General features: G+C 44.3%; 15 protein-coding genes. 6 read left to right on the plus strand and 9 right to left on the minus strand.

Annotated elements, in window-relative coordinates; all coding sequences use genetic code 11:
* Positions 1-34: 34 nt before the first annotated feature.
* Positions 35-490 carry a hypothetical protein gene (locus V6M43_RS09040; RefSeq protein WP_332734484.1) on the minus strand — a complete coding sequence of 152 codons (456 nt, stop codon included), beginning with the start codon at positions 488-490 and terminating at the stop codon, positions 35-37.
* Between the two features lie 318 nt (positions 491-808).
* Between V6M43_RS09040 and V6M43_RS09045 the strand changes: the two genes are divergently transcribed.
* Positions 809-1,327, plus strand: a complete 519-nt coding sequence (locus V6M43_RS09045) for a fasciclin domain-containing protein (RefSeq protein ID WP_332734486.1) — start codon at positions 809-811, stop codon at positions 1,325-1,327.
* A gap of 8 nt (positions 1,328-1,335) precedes the next feature.
* Here the strand turns inward: V6M43_RS09045 and V6M43_RS09050 are convergent, their stop codons facing one another.
* Positions 1,336-1,947, minus strand: a complete 612-nt coding sequence (locus V6M43_RS09050; RefSeq protein WP_332734488.1) for a methyltransferase domain-containing protein — start codon at positions 1,945-1,947, stop codon at positions 1,336-1,338.
* 137 nt (positions 1,948-2,084) lie between these two features.
* Here V6M43_RS09050 and V6M43_RS09055 point away from each other — a divergent pair, with 137 nt between their 5' ends.
* Both V6M43_RS09055 and V6M43_RS09060 read left to right on the plus strand, forming a co-directional pair.
* Entirely contained in the window at positions 2,085-3,239 is a 1,155-nt protein-coding gene (locus V6M43_RS09055) for an acyl-CoA dehydrogenase (protein WP_332734490.1), read from the plus strand.
* 176 nt (positions 3,240-3,415) lie between these two features.
* Complete coding sequence (locus V6M43_RS09060) at positions 3,416-4,186, plus strand: copper resistance protein NlpE N-terminal domain-containing protein (protein ID WP_332734492.1); 771 nt, start codon at positions 3,416-3,418, stop codon at positions 4,184-4,186.
* A 6-nt stretch (positions 4,187-4,192) separates the two neighbouring features.
* Here the strand turns inward: V6M43_RS09060 and V6M43_RS09065 are convergent, their stop codons facing one another.
* Together V6M43_RS09065 and V6M43_RS09070 are read right to left on the minus strand one after the other, a co-directional pair.
* Positions 4,193-4,861, minus strand: coding sequence for an MBL fold metallo-hydrolase (locus tag V6M43_RS09065; RefSeq protein WP_332734493.1), 669 nt, complete (start codon positions 4,859-4,861; stop codon positions 4,193-4,195).
* Positions 4,862-4,918: 57 nt separating this feature from the next.
* Positions 4,919-5,530: a Crp/Fnr family transcriptional regulator gene (locus V6M43_RS09070; RefSeq protein WP_332734494.1), complete on the minus strand. Its 612-nt coding sequence runs from the start codon at positions 5,528-5,530 to the stop codon at positions 4,919-4,921.
* A 484-nt stretch (positions 5,531-6,014) separates the two neighbouring features.
* Between V6M43_RS09070 and V6M43_RS09075 the strand changes: the two genes are divergently transcribed.
* Both V6M43_RS09075 and V6M43_RS09080 read left to right on the plus strand, forming a co-directional pair.
* Positions 6,015-6,686, plus strand: a complete 672-nt coding sequence (locus V6M43_RS09075) for a YggS family pyridoxal phosphate-dependent enzyme (RefSeq protein WP_332734496.1) — start codon at positions 6,015-6,017, stop codon at positions 6,684-6,686.
* Positions 6,687-6,753: 67 nt separating this feature from the next.
* On the plus strand, positions 6,754-8,433 hold the full coding sequence (locus V6M43_RS09080; RefSeq protein WP_332734498.1) for a glutamine--tRNA ligase/YqeY domain fusion protein: 1,680 nt from the start codon (positions 6,754-6,756) through the stop codon (positions 8,431-8,433).
* Here the strand turns inward: V6M43_RS09080 and V6M43_RS09085 are convergent.
* The 4 genes from V6M43_RS09085 to V6M43_RS09100 are packed head-to-tail and all read right to left on the minus strand — an operon-like array spanning position 8,430 to position 12,486.
* Positions 8,430-8,990, minus strand: coding sequence for a GNAT family N-acetyltransferase (locus tag V6M43_RS09085; RefSeq protein WP_332734500.1), 561 nt, complete (start codon positions 8,988-8,990; stop codon positions 8,430-8,432). The two genes, V6M43_RS09080 and V6M43_RS09085, sit on opposite strands and share 4 nt — an antisense overlap.
* A gap of 2 nt (positions 8,991-8,992) precedes the next feature.
* Positions 8,993-10,333 carry an amidohydrolase gene (locus tag V6M43_RS09090; RefSeq protein WP_332734502.1) on the minus strand — a complete coding sequence of 447 codons (1,341 nt, stop codon included), beginning with the start codon at positions 10,331-10,333 and terminating at the stop codon, positions 8,993-8,995.
* Between the two features lie 34 nt (positions 10,334-10,367).
* Positions 10,368-11,933 carry an acyl-CoA mutase large subunit family protein gene (locus tag V6M43_RS09095; protein WP_332734504.1) on the minus strand — a complete coding sequence of 522 codons (1,566 nt, stop codon included), beginning with the start codon at positions 11,931-11,933 and terminating at the stop codon, positions 10,368-10,370.
* Positions 11,934-11,961: 28 nt separating this feature from the next.
* On the minus strand, positions 11,962-12,486 hold the full coding sequence (locus tag V6M43_RS09100; protein WP_332734507.1) for a DUF7935 family protein: 525 nt from the start codon (positions 12,484-12,486) through the stop codon (positions 11,962-11,964).
* A gap of 144 nt (positions 12,487-12,630) precedes the next feature.
* Here V6M43_RS09100 and V6M43_RS09105 point away from each other — a divergent pair, with 144 nt between their 5' ends.
* Positions 12,631-12,975 (plus strand): HesB/IscA family protein, encoded by a 345-nt coding sequence (locus tag V6M43_RS09105; RefSeq protein WP_332734509.1) that lies wholly within the window; start codon positions 12,631-12,633, stop codon positions 12,973-12,975.
* Here the strand turns inward: V6M43_RS09105 and V6M43_RS09110 are convergent.
* A complete protein-coding gene (locus V6M43_RS09110; RefSeq protein ID WP_332734510.1) occupies positions 12,972-17,777 on the minus strand; it encodes a Kelch repeat-containing protein in 4,806 nt (1,601 codons plus the stop codon). The genes V6M43_RS09105 and V6M43_RS09110 overlap by 4 nt on opposite strands.
* Positions 17,778-17,951: the final 174 nt, after the last annotated feature.

The following is a 17,951-nucleotide window of genomic DNA, read 5'->3' on the forward strand; positions in this document are numbered from 1 at the left end:
GATGATCAGCAGATTTGCTGATCATCTTTATTTATTACTTCTTCTTCAGTGTAATAGTTTTAACGCGATTATTGGTGGGAGATACATTATCCCTGTAAGTAGCCACTACCATTGTATCAGCCAGTGTACTCACTTTCATGGCAACATCTCTCTTAGTGCCATCGAGGTAAAGACTGTCGGTGGTTTCATTGAATGACCATGTTCCCTTATCAAATCCAAAAACTGTTGAATCACATCCCGCAGTTGAATTGTCTTTGAGATCAAAACTCATCCCGGTATAAAGATGAATGGTTGCAGCATTGATACAATCTTTCATGATAGAGCTGTCCTGCTCAGGATTCACCGTGCTCTTGGTTGTTAGCGACTGGATCTTCCACACTTTTGAGGAAAGGATTTTTTCATCCGGACTCAGGTTGTCGTTATCATCTTTATTACAGGCAATAAGAAGTAAGCCGCCCGCAAAGGCAGATAATGTCAGTAAGGTTTTCATTATAATTTTTTTGTGATTTAAAGATTCACCGCGGCTTGCAGAAATTGACAGCGGCTATATCTTAACCGTTGCATGCTTTTTTTCGCTCCCTGAAATGAGGGTATGGATTTATTGTTTAAGCAGTCACGATTGGCCACATAATAAACTACTAAACAGAAGAAAAAATTCTGTCAATATATTTCTTTAATCCCGCTATGGACGAACCTTTTGCGCGATAGTCCGTTTATTAATTCAATACCCCACCAAGCTCTTAACCTGGAAATTTTAGTTGCACCCGGAGAACTGTTTTAATTAAAAAAATTTATCAAAAAGAATTGTATGAAAAAGATTTTTCTTTCCATGATGGTCACTGCCATGTCATTATTTTCTGTGAATCTTGCTATGGCCCAATCAGGTGATGTTGTTGACATCGCAATCGGAAGTGCTGATCATAGCACATTGGTTGCGGCAGTGAAGGCAGCTGATCTTGTTGGTACTTTAAAAGGCGCGGGTCCATTCACAGTATTTGCTCCAACCAATGCAGCTTTTGCCAAATTACCAAATGGTACAGTGGAAGGGCTTCTTAAGCCTGAAAGCAAAGCAACCCTTACGAAGATCCTTACCTATCATGTTGTTGCAGGCAATGTAGATGCAGCCGCTGTGATCAAGGCTATTGAGAAGGGTGGTGGTAAAGCATCTCTTACAACTGTAAGTGGTGGAAAGCTGGTGGCTTCACTGGATGGCGGTAAAGTAAAGCTTACCGACGAAACAGGTGCAGTTGCTTATGTAACAGCTGCTGATATCAAAGGAACAAATGGCGTGATCCATGTAGTAGATGGTGTTGTATTACCAAAGTAATTAATCCATTATTTCTCTTTTTCTATAAGGATAAATAATTCTGCGTCTTTTCTCGGATCAATGGAGTTGTAACAAGGCTCCATTGATTTTTTTTTGAATTCAGCTGAGAACAACTCTTCATATTCAGCTTTGCTTCCACCAAATGGTGGTCCTCCCACAAATTCACGATTAAATAATACACCGGCGATCTTACCCCCGGGTTTCAGAAGCCGGTGCATGGTTCTCACATAATCTTTCCTTCTATATAGGGGGAGTGCACAAAAGAAGGTCTGTTCAAGAATGAGATCATAGCTTCCCACCAGTTCAAAAAAATCACCGGTAATTATTGTTAATCTCTTGCCTTCCTCTTCCCTGAATTTTTCGCGCAATCGATCAGTCAGCAGTGGTGATATATCTATGGCTGTAATATTCCGGAACCCTTTTTCCAGGAGATAGCCCACTTCATAAGCATTGCCACAGCCGGGTACAAGGATCTTTATATCGCGGTCATGCAGTTGATCGATATAAGCCTTCATTGGTTCTGTTACCTTACCCGTATCCCATCCTGTTTCTGCATTGCGGTAACGGGCATCCCAGAAATCAGCATCCAGCCTGCTCATCTTATCATCGTTTTCATTCATGCCAGCACATTTTAAATTGAAGCTAACCACAGTGGCTTAGGAATTAGTGCAATTACACGATTTTTTTAAAATTTCCTGCTAACAGTTGTTAGTTGAATACTGTTTTCGGTTATTTTTGCTCCACTTTAATCAGGCATATGCATTTCCAGTTAAGCGAAGAACATTTGATGATCCAGCAGGCGGCACGTGATTTTGCACGGAATGAATGTTTGCCGGGGGTGATAGAAAGAGATGATAATCAGAAGTTTCCGCGTGAACAGGTAATGAAGCTTGCTGATCTGGGTTTTATGGGCATGATGGTAGATCCGAAGTATGGCGGCTCAGGAATGGATACCATCAGCTATGTGCTTGCTATGGAGGAGATCAGTAAGATCGATGCCAGTGTGAGTGTATGCATGAGCGTTAATAACAGCCTGGTTTGCTGGGGACTTGAAGCATACGGATCAGAAGAGCAGAAGCAGCAATACCTCACACCGCTGGCACAGGGGAAGAAGGATGGTGAACTCTATATTGGGGCATTCCTGCTCAGTGAGCCGGAAGCAGGCAGCGATGCTACCTCGCAGCGCACTACTGCTGAAGACAAGGGCGATCATTACCTGCTGAACGGTACAAAAAACTGGATCACCAATGGTTCTTCGGCATCCGTTTACCTCGTGATAGCCCAAACAGATGTTAACCAGGGTTCGCATGGAATAAACGCCTTTATTGTTGAGAAGAACTGGCCCGGCGTTTCAGTGGGTGCCAAAGAAAATAAAATGGGAATCAGGGGTAGTGATACACATAGTATCTCTTTCACCGATGTGAAAGTACCTAAGGAGAACAGGATAGGGGCGGATGGATTTGGATTTAAGTTTGCGATGAAAACGCTTGCCGGTGGCAGGATCGGCATTGCCGCACAAGCCCTGGGTATTGCAAGTGGTGCCTATGAACTTTCACTGGCATATTCAAAACAGCGCAAGGCTTTTGGCAAAGAGATCATGCATCACCAGGCCATCCAGTTCAAGCTTGCAGATATGGCTACTAAAGTTGAGTCTGCCCGGTTGCTATGCCTCAAAGCAGCCTGGGAGAAAGACAATAATATCGATTACACCATTAGTGGCAGCATGGCAAAAGTGTTTGCTTCAGAAGCAGCCATGTGGATCTCAACCGAGGCCGTTCAGGTACATGGAGGATATGGTTATGTAAAAGAATATCATGTTGAGCGACTGATGCGCGATGCCAAGATCACCCAGATCTATGAAGGAACTTCAGAAGTGCAGCGCATTGTTATCAGTCGATCCATCTTAAAATAAGTTTTTGGTTTTGCTTGCTTGACAGCCTCTCCGAAAGGGGAGGTTTTTTTATTTCTGTTTGAAAATTTCATTTTATATTAGTTTCAGAACAAGTAGCAAGAAGGGATTTCTCAATCCTGTTTAAGTTTTAAGGCCTGATAGATTGTTTTATTAAACAAATCTAAAAATCAGGGAATATGAAGAAGCTAATCTATGCGTGCTTTACGTTTTGTTCTATCATTTTTTTTACTAACTGTAATCCACCGCTGAACACGGGCGATACAAGCCAGAACTCACTCGACTGGAAAGGTTCCTATAGCGGCATGGTACCCTGTGCCGATTGTGAAGGTATACTTACCAGGATAACTTTAGGTGATAACAATACCTATACATTACAGACCCGCTATTTAGGTAAGAGCGAAGATGTTATTAGTTCTACCGGAAGTTTTGAATGGAATAAAGAAGGCAATCAGATCAAGCTTAAGAATATAAAGGAAGGCACTGCACCTATTTATTATAAGGTGGGAGAGAACCAGCTTACACAATTGGATCTGCAGGGTAATGCCATCACCGGGCAGAATGCCTCCATGTATGTATTTGCAAAGGAAGGAGGCAACAGCCTCAATAAATACTGGAAATTAATAGAAGTGAATGGGAATGCAGTTACTGCTTCGGGTAGTGGTAAACGTGAGCCACATATGTTACTCCATACAGCTGATAACAGGGTAACCGGCAGCGGTGGTTGTAATAGCTTCACAGGATCATTTAATATGGCTGCAAATGATCGCCTTTCCTTTTCAGGCATAGCGTCTACCAAAATGTTTTGTAACGATGCACAGCAAACGGAAGACCTGATGTTCAAAGCGCTTCAGAATACTGACAGCTATTATTTGAGTGGCGATACATTACAACTTATAAGGGCAAGAATGGCTCCGCTGGCAAAATTTGTTGCTGTCTATCTGAGATAAAATGCATTAATGTATTTTCCTCATAAACCGCTCTAACTCGCCGTTATCAATTAATACTGGACCATGTCCAAAACAAAGTATTTTAGGATTCAGTGCAAATAATTTTTTGATCGATGAAATATTTCTCTTCTTATCGGTTGTAAAAATTGCTGGAGGGTGATGAAGTCCCGGCACGGTAGTTACTAAATTCATATTTACAAGCGTGTCGCCTACAATCAATACTCTATCCTTTTCCCGGTAAAACGAAATATGCCCTCTTGAATGGCCCGGGGTTTCAATAACGGTAAAGCTGCCAACAGTATCACCTTCCTTCAGGATCTTTGAAACCTTAAGCCCTCCGCCCGCCCAGTATTTTCGCTGAAATCTTGCTATAAGATGTTTTTTATTGGGATACTCATCTGTAACATTTCCGGATTCCGCATTTTCCTTTTCAGGTTCAGATGTCCAGAGCGGGATATTCAAAGTGTTACATACAACACTGCTGCTTCCCTGGTGATCAGCATGTGCATGTGTTAAAGCATGTTTTGTAATTTTTTTTCCTTTCAGCGCTCTAAATATGTTATTGGCGGAGCTTCTGATACCAGCATCTATAAGTATATCATCTATAACATAACAATTGATACTGTTTCTTGGTAGCAAAGGGATCTGGAAAACATTTTCAGCTATTAGTTTCATTTTTCTTGTTGTTGACACAAAAATGAATCATAACTATTCCGCGCTGTTTGATAAATGTTAAGAAATTTCTTTCCTTATCCTGCTCAGCGATTCAGGTGTTATTCCCAGGTAAGATGCAACATGGATCAACGGCGTTCTTTTGACAATTTTTTCAGGCGAAGTTTTTAAAAATTCGATATACTTTTCTTTAGCCGGTACAGATTGAAGTTTTAAGAGCCGGTCTGTAAGGCAGAGAACATTTTGTTCAGCCAGTATCCTTCCTATTTTTTGCCAGCCCGGAACCAGTTCGTACAGGCTCTGCATATCTTTATAGTTGATGGAAAATGTTTCGCTGTTTTCCAGGCATTGAATATTCTCGTAAGATCTTGTTTGATAGAGAAAGCTTGAATAGGACGACACAAAACCATTATCGCTTGATAAGTAGGTCGTAACTTCCTTTCCCTCATTTAAGTGGAAGATTCTTACCAAACCGGTTTCAACAAAATGTATCTGGTTCGAAATCTGTCCCTGCCGTAGTATGAATTCTTTCGACTTAAAACTATTGTGAGCAAATTTTGATTCGATAATTTCAACGTCGGCCTCTGATAATGTACAGTAGGTATTGATCTGGTTCACTAAGTTTTCAATGCTCATTTTGCGAAAGGTTTTGTTCCTATCTATTTTCTCCATGTATAAAAATATTTGAACTCCTGCTTTCTATTTGTAAAAATTTCCTGCACCCCAAAAACCAACTATTGGAAAAACCTCCTGCGCCAGTTTTCATACCTCCCGCGCATCAATTTCTACCTCCCGCGAATTTTATTTGGATCCTATAAATCATCTCCGTATTGTTGTTATGTAAAATCCTATCATTACCTCATCAAAGCCTAAGGCCCTTATAGATCAAAGCGAATTGCCCTTATGCACCAAACCCCGTCAGAGTGCCTTGAGAGTGCCTAGAGAGTGCCTAGATACTCCTTAAAAACCCTGCAAAAACCCTATAAAAACCCCTTAGAAACTACGGTGGGAGTATTGTAAACTGTCACGAATAGCACCCCCCGTCTGGCACGAATGACCTGTTTTTACTGATTTTTCATCTCTTTTTTCCAGTTCCACCGCGGTAAGCTGTCACGAATGACCTTCTTCTCCACGGGATTTCGGCCTAAATTGCACCATGTCTGTGAACCTGGCCAACTTTAAAAATATCCAAGAACGCTGCCAGCAATCCAATGCCACCCTGGTAGCCGTTAGTAAGATCAAACCAATTGCTGATATCCTCGCCCTGTATTCAGCCTCCCAAAGAGATTTTGGTGAAAACTATGTGCAGGAACTGGTAGATAAACAATCCCGTCTCCCCGCCGATATCAGCTGGCATTTTATCGGCCACCTGCAGTCCAATAAGGTTAAATATATCGCCCCCTTTGTGCACCTGATTCATGGGGTCGACAGCCTCAAACTGCTGAAGGAAATTAGTCGCCAGGGCCAGAAGAACAGCCGCGTCATCAACTGCCTGCTCCAGGTTTTCATCGCCACCGAAGAAACCAAATTCGGACTCGATGAATCAGAATTGGAAGAGATCATCCAGGCCGTCCACAATGATCCAGCGGCATTCAGCCATGTCCAAATCCGTGGACTCATGGGCATGGGCTCTTTCAGCGATGACCTCACCCTCGTTCGGAATGAGTTTAAAAAGCTGAAAGCATTATTCGATAGCAAGAAAGAAAGCATCCCCGCACAGCCATGGGATATTCTCTCCATGGGCATGAGCGGTGATTACACCATAGCATTGGAAGAGGGCAGTACTATGATCAGGGTGGGCAGCCTCTTATTCGGGGCGCGTTTATGAGCCCGAACTGTTGCAGGGAAAGTTTTTGAAAAGGTAGTAAATTCGCCATTCCAAAGGATTCAACAGTATGAGCGAACACAAAAAGGAAGAAGAGAAAAGCCTCAATTTTATAGAAGAGATTATAGAAGCCGACCTGGCAGCAGGAAAATATGATCATATCGTAACCCGTTTCCCCCCCGAGCCTAACGGTTACCTGCATATAGGACATGCGTCCAGTATCTGTCTCAATTTCGGACTAACAAGAAAATACCCTGGTTATACCAATCTTCGTTTTGATGATACCAACCCGGTTACGGAAGAAACCGAATATGTTGAGAGTATCAAGGATGATATCCGCTGGCTTGGATTTACCTGGAAGAATGAATTATATGCATCTGATTATTTTGGCAAGCTCTATGATTTTGCCATAGTCCTGATCAACAAGGGACTTGCATATGTAGATGACTCCACATCAGAGCAGATAGCATCGCTGAAGGGTACCCCTACAGAACCCGGCGTTAATAGTCCCTACCGCGATCGCAGCCGCGAAGAGAACCTCGACCTTTTCATGCGCATGAAGAACGGTGAGTTCCCCGATGGTAGTAGAACATTAAGGGCTAAGGTAGATATGGCGCATCCAAATATGATCATGCGCGATCCGATCTTATACCGTATTAAACATGCCCATCACCATCGCACCGGCGATGAATGGTGTATTTACCCGATGTATGATTTCGCACATGGACAAAGTGATTCTATTGAAGCAATCACCCATTCACTTTGTACAATGGAATTCATTCCGCACCGTGAACTCTATGACTGGCTGATCAATAAACTGGAGATATTCCCTTCACATCAATATGAGTTTGCACGCCGTAACCTCAACTACACGGTTACCAGTAAACGAAAATTGCTGCAGCTTGTAAATGATAAACATGTAACCGGATGGGATGACCCACGAATGCCTACCATCACTGGTTTGAGAAGAAGAGGATATACGCCGGAAAGTATTGTGGATTTCTGTGACCGCATAGGAATTGCCAAGCGGGAGAACCTGATCGATGTATCGCTGCTTGAATTCTGTATCAGGGAACATCTTAATAAAATTTCGCACAGGCGGATGGTGGTGTTTGATCCGCTTAAAGTTATCATCACGAATTATCCTGAAGGCCAGGTGGAGATGCTGAAGAGCGAGGACAATCCCGAAGCTGAAAAAATTGAGTACCGCGATCTTCCTTTTAGTAGGGAGCTTTATATTGAAGCGGACGACTTTATGGAAGTGGCGCCGAAAAAATATTTCAGGCTTGCACCCGGACAAATGGTGCGGCTGAAGAGTGCATATATCATCAAATGCGATGAGGTCATTAAAGATGAAAGCGGTAAGATCACCGCATTGCATTGCAGTTATATTCCTGAAAGCAAGAGTGGTGAAGACAGTTCCGGCATCAATGTAAAGGGAACCCTGCACTGGGTTAGTATAGCCCATGCCGTTACTGCCGAAGTAAGATTGTATGACAGGCTATTCAGGGTGGAGGATCCTTCCAGCGAGGAGGGCGATTTCAAGGATTATATCAATCCCGATTCATTGAAAGTAGTGGAAACGGTATTTGCCGAACCATCTTTGATGAAATCAGGATTTGATGACAGGTACCAGTTTTTACGTAAAGGATATTTCTGCCTCGATAAAGATTCCAATGAGGAGAAATTAATTTTCAACCGGACTGTCACCCTCAAAGACGCCTGGGCTAAAGAGCAGAAGAAAAATTAAGCATTATCATTCCAATCCCATAACACCACTAACCAATCATCCGTTTGGTCGTGGTGTTTATGGATGGTCCTGAATCCCACTCTTTCATGGGCTCTTATAGATCTTGTATTGTTGACAGATATCTCTGTGATCACAAAATCATAGGATGGTGAGAACAAACGCTTATGCATGTTGTAGAGTCCATCAAAGACGCCCTGGCCGCGGTAGTTGCTATGTACACAAACCTGTCCCATTACATAGTAACTGTATGAACTCAGCGGTTTGTCTTTATATTCCAATGTATCGAACTGGCTGAACATGGGTTCCAGCATGGGGATCAACTCTCTCGCACCAACAGGCATCACCAATGCATAGCCGATAACTTCATTTTGGTCAGCAGCAATCACTGAGGGGCATAGATCATGCATCGCCTTGAGCGTGTCAAAGTCATGTTTGATAGTAAGAAATCCCTCCCGGCTTTTCACCTCAGCAGGAAGATTATCCTTTAAATTATTTTCCTGCAAAGCCAGAATACCTTTCAGCTCATCAATAGTTGAAACTGACCTGTAGGTTATCATTTTCAGAATGCTTTCTTTGATGCCGCGGCAGGTTTCATTTTAGCGTGCTGGCTGGCATAATCTACCACGAGATAGCAGAATGCTTTTACGCCTACATCAAGCTGGCTGTCATCAATGGCAAATTCAGGAGTATGATGGCCTGGTGCTTTGGCAGGATCCATTCCTTTGGGCATACCACCGAGGTTAAAGAAAAGGGCTGGAGCTTTTTCGCCAAAGAAGGAGAAGTCTTCAGCGCCTGTTGTCCAGGGCTGCGTGCTGACATTGGCAACACCTGCAGCTTTTGCAAATGATGGCGCCATCAGGCTGGTAAGTGTTGAGTCGTTTGATGTAACCAGTGTTTTGGTATCGATCGTTACTTCTGCAACTGCACCAGAAGCCTCCGCAATGCGTTGTGCAGTATTTTTAATGCGCTGGTGCACATCTTTCTGCATATTGCCATCAAGGGTCCGAATAGTGCCTTCCAGTATTGCTTCTTCCGGAATGATATTATTTCTTACACCGCTATGAAACTTGCCGACGGTAATTACCACGGGTCCTTTGATTATGTTTGACTGTCGGCTCACAATTGTTTGTAGTCCATTGATGATCTGGGTTCCTACAACTATCGGATCTATGCTTCCCCATGGGGCTGAGCCATGCGCCTGCTTTCCCTTGATGCGGATTGTAAACCAATCGGATGATGCCATGAATGGTCCGGGCTTGTATTTAATGGTACCGCTTTCGGTAGTAGAATTAATATGCAGTCCGAAGATGGCATCCACCCGTGGATTGTCCATCACACCTTCCTTTACCATCAGGGGTGCACCACCTTCCTCATCACCGGGAGGACCTTCTTCAGCAGGTTGAAAGATGAATTTGACTGTTCCTTTCAGGTCTTTTTTCATCGACGCCAAAACTTCGGCTGTTCCCATCAGGATGGCAACATGACTATCATGCCCACAGGCATGCATAACCGGAACAGTACCTCCCAGGTATTCAGCTTTTACTGTCGATTTGAAAGGTATATCAACACGCTCCTCCACTGGTAACGCATCCATATCGGCTCTCAGCGCTACAACCGGCCCTGGCTTATCACCTTTGAGCAGGGCAACCACGCCGGTTTTGGCAACATTGGTCTGCACTTCCAGTCCAAGCTTGCGAAGATGCGCGGCAACATATTCCATCGTTTTAGTTTCCCTGTTACTTAACTCGGGATTTTGATGGATATGCCGCCGCCACTCAATCACACTGGGGAGAATAGCTTTTGCTTTCGATTCAATGAATGGATTGGTAGCGGTTTGGGCCAATGCCATGCCATGGAAACTGGCGAGCAGCACCAACGTATAGACCAGACGATATAGCATATAAGAATGATTGTAGCAGGAAATTAACTAAAATCTAGCGATGCTCACCATAAACACTTCGGAGTTCATCTGCAATTTCTCCCAGGGTGCATTTATTTTCAACGGCCTCAATTACAACAGGCATAATATTCTCATCACTCGATGCCCTGTCGTTAAGGGTTTGAAGCACCCGGTCGATGATGGCGGGATCACGCCGGTTGCGGAGCGATGCCAGCTTCGCCGTTTGTACCTGCCTCAATGAGTCATCTATGCGGAACACGGGGATCTTCGCTTCATTGTTAACCTGGAACCTGTTAACACCCACAATGATCTTTTCTTCGCGCTCTATCTGGCGCTGGTAATCGAATGCACTTCTTGCTATCTCATCCTGTATAAAACCGGCTTCAATAGCACTTACACTTCCTCCCATGCCATCAATACGCGCCATGAGTGCCAGAGCATGCTCTTCTATTTCTGCGGTGAGTGATTCTATAAAATAAGATCCTGCCAGGGGATCAACGGTATCTGCAACGCCACTTTCAAAAGCCACGATCTGCTGTGTGCGCAGTGCGATCCTTGCGGCTTCTTCAGTTGGGAGACCAAGTGCCTCATCATAACCATTGGTATGCAGTGATTGCGTGCCTCCTAAAACAGCAGCAAGCGTTTGTACGGTAACCCGACTGATATTATTCAGGGGCTGTTGTGCTGTGAGGGTGCTTCCTCCTGTTTGGGTATGAAAGCGGAGCATCATGGCCTTGGGATCCGTGGCACCTAACGACTTCATGATCTTCGCCCACATGCGCCTGGCAGCCCTGAATTTGGCTACTTCTTCAAAGAGGTTGTTATGGGCGTTAAAGAAGAAGGATAGCCTTCGGCCAAATTGATTGATATCCAATCCACGATCCAGCGCGGCCTGCACATAGGCCTTACCGTTACTAAGGGTGAAAGCAACTTCCTGCACCGCCGTTGACCCGGCTTCCCTGATATGATAACCTGATATGCTTATCGTATTCCATTTGGGAAGTTCGGCACCGCACCATTCAAAGATGTCGGTGATAATGCGCATGGAAGGTTTGGGCGGATAGATATAAGTACCACGGGCAGCATACTCTTTGAGGATATCATTCTGAATGGTACCGGTTAGTTTTTTGAGGTCGGCTCCCTGTTGTTTTGCAAGCGCCACATATAGACTAAGCAGTATATATCCCGTGGCATTGATGGTCATGGAAGTACTAACCTCTTCGAGTTTTATGCCTTTGAATAGTTCCTGCATATCCTCGATGCTGTCAATGGCCACACCAACTTTTCCTACTTCCCCTTCTGCAAGTTCATGATCACTGTCGTATCCGATCTGCGTGGGAAGGTCAAATGCAACACTAAGTCCGGTAACGCCCTGCGACAGTAAATAATGATATCGCTTATTGCTTTCTTCTGCGGTGCTGAAGCCGGCATACTGCCGCATGGTCCATGGCTTGCCCCGATACATATCTGGCTGCACCCCGCGGGTAAAAGGAAATTCACCCGGGTCTTCCTGCGAATCGAATGATGCGGGAAGGTTCTCCTTTTTATAAAGTCGCTTGATCTCTATACCACTGTCGGTAAAACATTTTTTCTCAGACATGACAATCGTTTTGCAATGAACCCGGCGATCAGTTCATTAGTTTTCGGGCCTCATAGCTGAGGGCTTCCTGTACCATGGTATGCATGGAGCCCTGGGGCTGATTCATGATGAACTCAACGATCTTTTTGTTCATTTCTATTCCAGAAATATCTTCCGGTAATATGGTGGCTACCTGGTTGATGATATGGATGTTTTGTTCTTTCAGGTTGCGGATGGCTTCCCAGGCTTCGGGACTAACATAGATCTGCTGTGATAGATTATAGTCAAACTCCTGCTTAATGGCAGCAGTGAGCAGTTGCTGCATATCTCTTTTGCCGAGGGAGGGTTCATTGTTCCGGCTGATAACACTTGGGAGCGATATCCTTTCTGCCAGTATCACCAGTCTTTCATAAGCTTGCAAACGGAGTTGCTTTGAATGAATGTTTTCATTTTCCGCGCCCCCGGTGGCTACAGGAAGACTCTCCTTTTTATCCTTATTGTAATAATAGTAATAAAGTCCGCCGATAAGGCCAAGAAGTCCGGCTGCTACTAAGATCATGGTAGTTGTATCCATTCTGGTAAGATTAGGTCAGCAAATTTAACGGCTACTGATTCTTAACAAATTTTTTTATTGAGCTGGCCTCCATATTTAGCTCAGTCTCCCTATCGCTGAACCCTTTTGGTGGGGAATTGTTATTTTTGTATAAATCAGGAATCAATGGAAACTACTATATCTGCTCCCGTTCAATTAACTGAAACCGCTATTGCCGAGGTACGCCGGTTGATCCAGGAACCTGGATTTGACAGCACACAGCTCCTGCGCTTCGGTGTAAAGGGTGGAGGATGCTCCGGATTGAGCTATGTTCTCGGCTTCGATACACCCACTGCAGATGATGAGCATTTTGAAATTGAGGGTATCTCCTGCATCATGAATAAATCACATGGTATCTATCTCGCAGGAATGCAAATAGACTGGCAGGATGGACTCAATAGCAGAGGGTTCACCTTCACCAATCCCAATGCAAGCAAAACCTGCGGTTGCGGAACTTCCTTTGCTGTTTAATTTACCAGTATCGCTTTCGTGTATTGTTTACCGTTGATATCAACAACTATATAGTATTGCCCGCTAATGAGGCCGGCTGGTTTCTGCATGGTTATCCTGCGTCCATTTACCATAGGTGATGAATTTGTCTGGATAATTCTTCCGGAAATATCCGTCAGTGCTATAGATACTTTATCTGTGCTATTATAACTGCCTAATTCGATATAATAGGTGCTTTCAAAAACAGGATTGGGATATACCTTCAGGAACTGCGTATTGGGCTGATTGAAATTGATTGGCACAAAAGCTGAATAACCAACCTGCCCATCTTTCTCTATCCATTTGAGTCTGTAATAGCTCTTCCCTGATAACGGTTGCGGATCAATGGCAACATATTTATTCCCGTTACCATTTCCCTTTGATGGAATGTTTGCAACTGTTTCATAACTGCGGTTATCAACTGACCTTTCCAGCAGGAAGTGATCTATATTTTCTTCTCTTTCCGTATCCCAGTTTGCAATCACTTTATCTCCTGATTGTCTTGCAGTGAATGATCCAAGGAATAGGGGAAGGGCAGAAAAATCTGTTTCTGAGATTATTTCAATTCCGGAGATCTTGGCATTGTTTTCCAACCGCTCCAGCGTAATGGTCATAAAACCATCGGTTACTGTAATGCCGTTATATTCAACCGTGTCGGCCAGTAATCGGCCACCACGTCTGGCTACTATATCATAATTCAGTAAAGCCGCCTGGCCATTTTCCAGATTCACATTAAAGATGCGCTGTCCTGGATTCTGGAAGGTGAATATCTCGGCAAAATGTAGTCTTACTTTATAGATGCCATTTATCACCGGCACGTTATAACTGAAGTTTCCCCATCGCTCAGATTGGTATAGCAAATCATTGAGCGTGTTATTGATAGGTTGACTTACTGAATAGGTGCTGCCACCGGCAGTAAAGAACTGGTCGGCCAACCAATTCTGTCCGTTAAAATTAATGGCCCCGCCACCGCTGTTGATCCTGGTAACCCTGATCAGGTTCACGATAATATCATAGCTGGTGGCATTTCCATCTTCATCTGTTGCAACTACCGTGAGTACACTATAACCAGCCTGTGAAGCTGCAAAGGAGAGGTTGAGTTTTTTATCTGCGATGCTGGCTGATGTTACAAGGGCGGGATTAGAGTTATTAGCAAGTGAGAGGCTAATATTTGAAGGGCCTTTATCATCTGCAAAAAGATTAGCGATATCAATTGATCTTCCGCCAGTATTAATTTCAATATCCTGGATAGGTAGAGGATTCACTACGATCGGGGCTCTCGATTCAAGAATGTTCAGGTAATCCCATGCCGCGGAGAATGAATTGGGAGCCGTGCCTTTGCTGGCGATGATACCCACCGCTACCGCCTGCGGACCCTGTAGGGTAGCAAGTAAATTTCCCTGGAGCTGAACCGGACTACCGATATCCTGCAATTCATCATTGATATCGGTTATATATTTCGGTTGTACTGAACCGGTAGCCGGATCAACATCTATATAAATATAAATGCCTGATGCGGAAAGAATATTCGCTACTGGGTATACCTGCTCCGTAACAACACCATTATTCTCCATTCTTACCACGAAACCCGGGTTGCCATTATTGGCAGCCAGTGCTATCATGATATAATTATCCTGGTCACCATTTCCGATATAGATGCCATGTGTCTGGTTTTGTAATTGTTGTAAAGGAAGTCCGCCAAAGAATGGTGAAACAAGACTTGTCTGTATAGTAAATCGTGGGGTTGAAGAATTGATATTCACTCCAAACTGGAATGCATATTCCTGGTTATTGGTAAGAGCAGAACCACTGGAAGCAGGCAAGCTTGCCAGGCCAACTGCTCCGCCCATGATCAAGCCTGAATTTTCAGCTTCATAAGCATTGTCGGGGTCTGTATTTCCATTTGACATGAGTCCCGTGAAACCAAGACCAAATAGTCCCGTCCCCGGATCGGCATTCAGGAAAGGATAGATGACCGGTAAGTTTTTCGTAGTTCCATTTGATGCATCGAGGTGGAAAACATCCGTGATATCGGGTATACCGTCACTGTCATCATCCGGGTCGATCTTGTCTGATAATTTATCTCCATCAAAATCTGCCGGCTTACTCGATACCAGGCATCGGTTTGACTGGTTGAGTGTTTCATCTCCATTGCTATATCCATCGGCATCATCATCAATGGTGAAACTGTTGGGGTCGCCGGTGCAACTGATAGATGCAAGATATGTTTCCATAGAGGTCAGTTCATTACCTCCGCCCTGGCTTCCGTTACCTGAGGCAATATAAATGGATGCATTATATACCAATGCCTGTGTGCCATGTCTTCCTGTTATCAGGTTTTCTTTTTGCTCCCAGGTATTGGTTATGGGATCAAGCACTTCGGTTTCGTTATGCGCAAGGCTCTGCTGGCTTTCTCCACCTATCACCCATACACGATTATCCAGTACAACAGTGCTGGTACCTGCCCTTGGTGTGGGAAGGTTTGCGGAAGCAGGGAGGGTTGACCATGTATTGGTTGCAATATCAAATACGTCAACAGTAGGTTCTGTATTTCCAAAAAGGGTTCCATCAAAATTTGTTCTTCTTCCACCTGCGGCAAAGATTTTACCATTTGTAACAGCAGCCTGGAAGTGATCCCTTGCATGCGGCGCATCGGGTAAGCTGGTCCACTGTAATGTTGCCGGATCAAATACATCCAGCCAGTTTACCCAACCGTTAGTATGGCCATTGGTGATTCCTCCTACTATATAAATTCTATCATTGTAAACAACGGCTCCTGTTGATCCACGTCTTCTGTTAGCTGGAATCGCATTTTGCAGCACTGACCAGCTGTTTGTTTCGGAATCAAAAACATAAATATCCGCTACTGGTGTTTCAGTAGGGAAGCCTCCTGTAAACGCGCCGATGATATAGATCTTTTTTTGGTAGGCCACTGCCTGGAAATGGTTTATCTCAATATTTCCCGGCAATGCTGCAGCGGTTGTCCATGTACTTGTTTGCGGATCATAAACATTCACGGGCCTGCTGCCTCTGCCGCCAATTAGATAAAATTTGTCGGATACTTCTGTGAAAGCACATTCATGTCGCGCCACAGGTACTGATGCGTCAGCGCTGACCACTGGCTGCCATGTGTCTAAGTTTTCTGCCGGCTCAAAAATGAAAATATTGTTGGCAATGAAGTCTGCCACCCAGATGGTGCCATCAAAAATTTCATTATTACCCTGGGCGGTAACATCAAGGGGGATCTGACCAAAATTTGACGCGAGGATCTCTTTTTTGGTGACCTGGGTTCCCGCTGCATTCAATTGCATTCTCCAGAGAATTCCATCAAATGAAACTGCCAGCAGATCACCAGCCATCTGGCCACCAAAAGCATTGGTGGATGTATATTCTTTCATCCCGTTGGTGGATGCGGTAAAGGTGGTTAATGCACCATCATTTACACCGGGGTTTCTATAATCACCTTCCACCGGATTGGCCATTGAGAGGGGCAGGGGAGGCCAGTCGGCGGTTGGCGACAGACTAAAATTGGCAGTGCCTGTTATGTTATCAAACCAGTATAGTCCGGCCCCTGAGGGGTTAGCCCTCACAGGGTTTGGATGACCTCCATAAATGGGGGCAAGGCCCTGCGCCGAAACAAGGTGCAGGTTATCCAGGTTATTGACCTGTGCGTCAGATACCCCCGGACCACTTGAACCCGGTTCTCCCGGCACATAATTATTGGTGACTGATGTTGTGAGCGGATTCCCGGATGCACCTTCATTTTGCGGATAGCCACCCCATCCAAGGTTGGGACCATTATCAATGGTATACATCCTGCCTGCTTTTCCCAGGGTTCTTGTGATTACAAGGTCATATGGATTTCTATAACCGGGTGAATAGATCTGTACCGGTCCATCGGGAACAAGCCTTGCCTGGTTGAGTCCATCATTCCCCCCGAAAGGGTCATTGATATCCATTGTGGGTGATGAACCCGGGAGGGCTGCATTATAATCGGGATTGGCAATATCAGCGCGGGCGGGATCATTTAAGGTTGGCAGGTCATATTTATATTTTGTATTGCCTGATCCGCGGGTAGGTAATGATTCGATCAGATCAAGGTCAATGGAAATGATCGCGGCCGATAAAGTATACTCTGTTATAAAAGCAAAATTGGTAGATGGCGATCCTGCATTCGTATTGCCACCCATTGCGAGGTATAGTGTATTAGTGGCTGCATCAAGCTCCATTCCATTATTGGAATGGTTCTCCTCCGAGCGCGGCAATCCTCTTACCAGATCAGTTTTATCCCAACTGCTGCCATTCCAGGTCAGTTTTGATACTATACCCGAATTCGTATCAAGGTTAACATCGCCGGTAGTTGTTCCACCACCTATTCTTGGGTCACTTGAACTCACATAGATTATTGGATTGGCAGCCGTGCCGGCAATAAGTATTCCTGTGATCTGCCGGTTACTGGTGGTAGGTGCCGCTGAGCCGTTATCATTACGGTTAGGCAGTTGCTGAACCAGGGTGATCACTTCCTTTGCAGTGACAGTATAATTTCCCGGAGAGGTTTTCTGGATCGTGAAAATATAGATAAGGCCAAATTGATTGGCCACATAGAGTCGGCCATCAGGTCCAAACTGTAATGTGGTTGGGTTTATGAAATCATCTCCCACGCCGGAGAGTGTACTCGTGTTGAATACCACCTGTGCCCTTGAATCATTGGACTTAAACAATAATAACGAGAGTAAGAGGCAAAAAATTCCTGTATACTTTTTAAGTATCACATATCTGTTCATAACCCATTTTCGGATTGGTGAATAATTCTGCTTAAACAAAAGCCTGGATGGGTTATCCGTAGAGGAATTGAATAGAAAATCGATCAGATATGTTCGTTAGAAAGGGTAATGCAATATATAAAAAAAATGCAATCCTTTTCAGGGATTGCATCTTTTTTAATCTGTTAAACGGTG

Source organism: Flavihumibacter sp. (genome assembly GCF_036676075.1).
GTDB lineage: Bacteria > Bacteroidota > Bacteroidia > Chitinophagales > Chitinophagaceae > Flavihumibacter.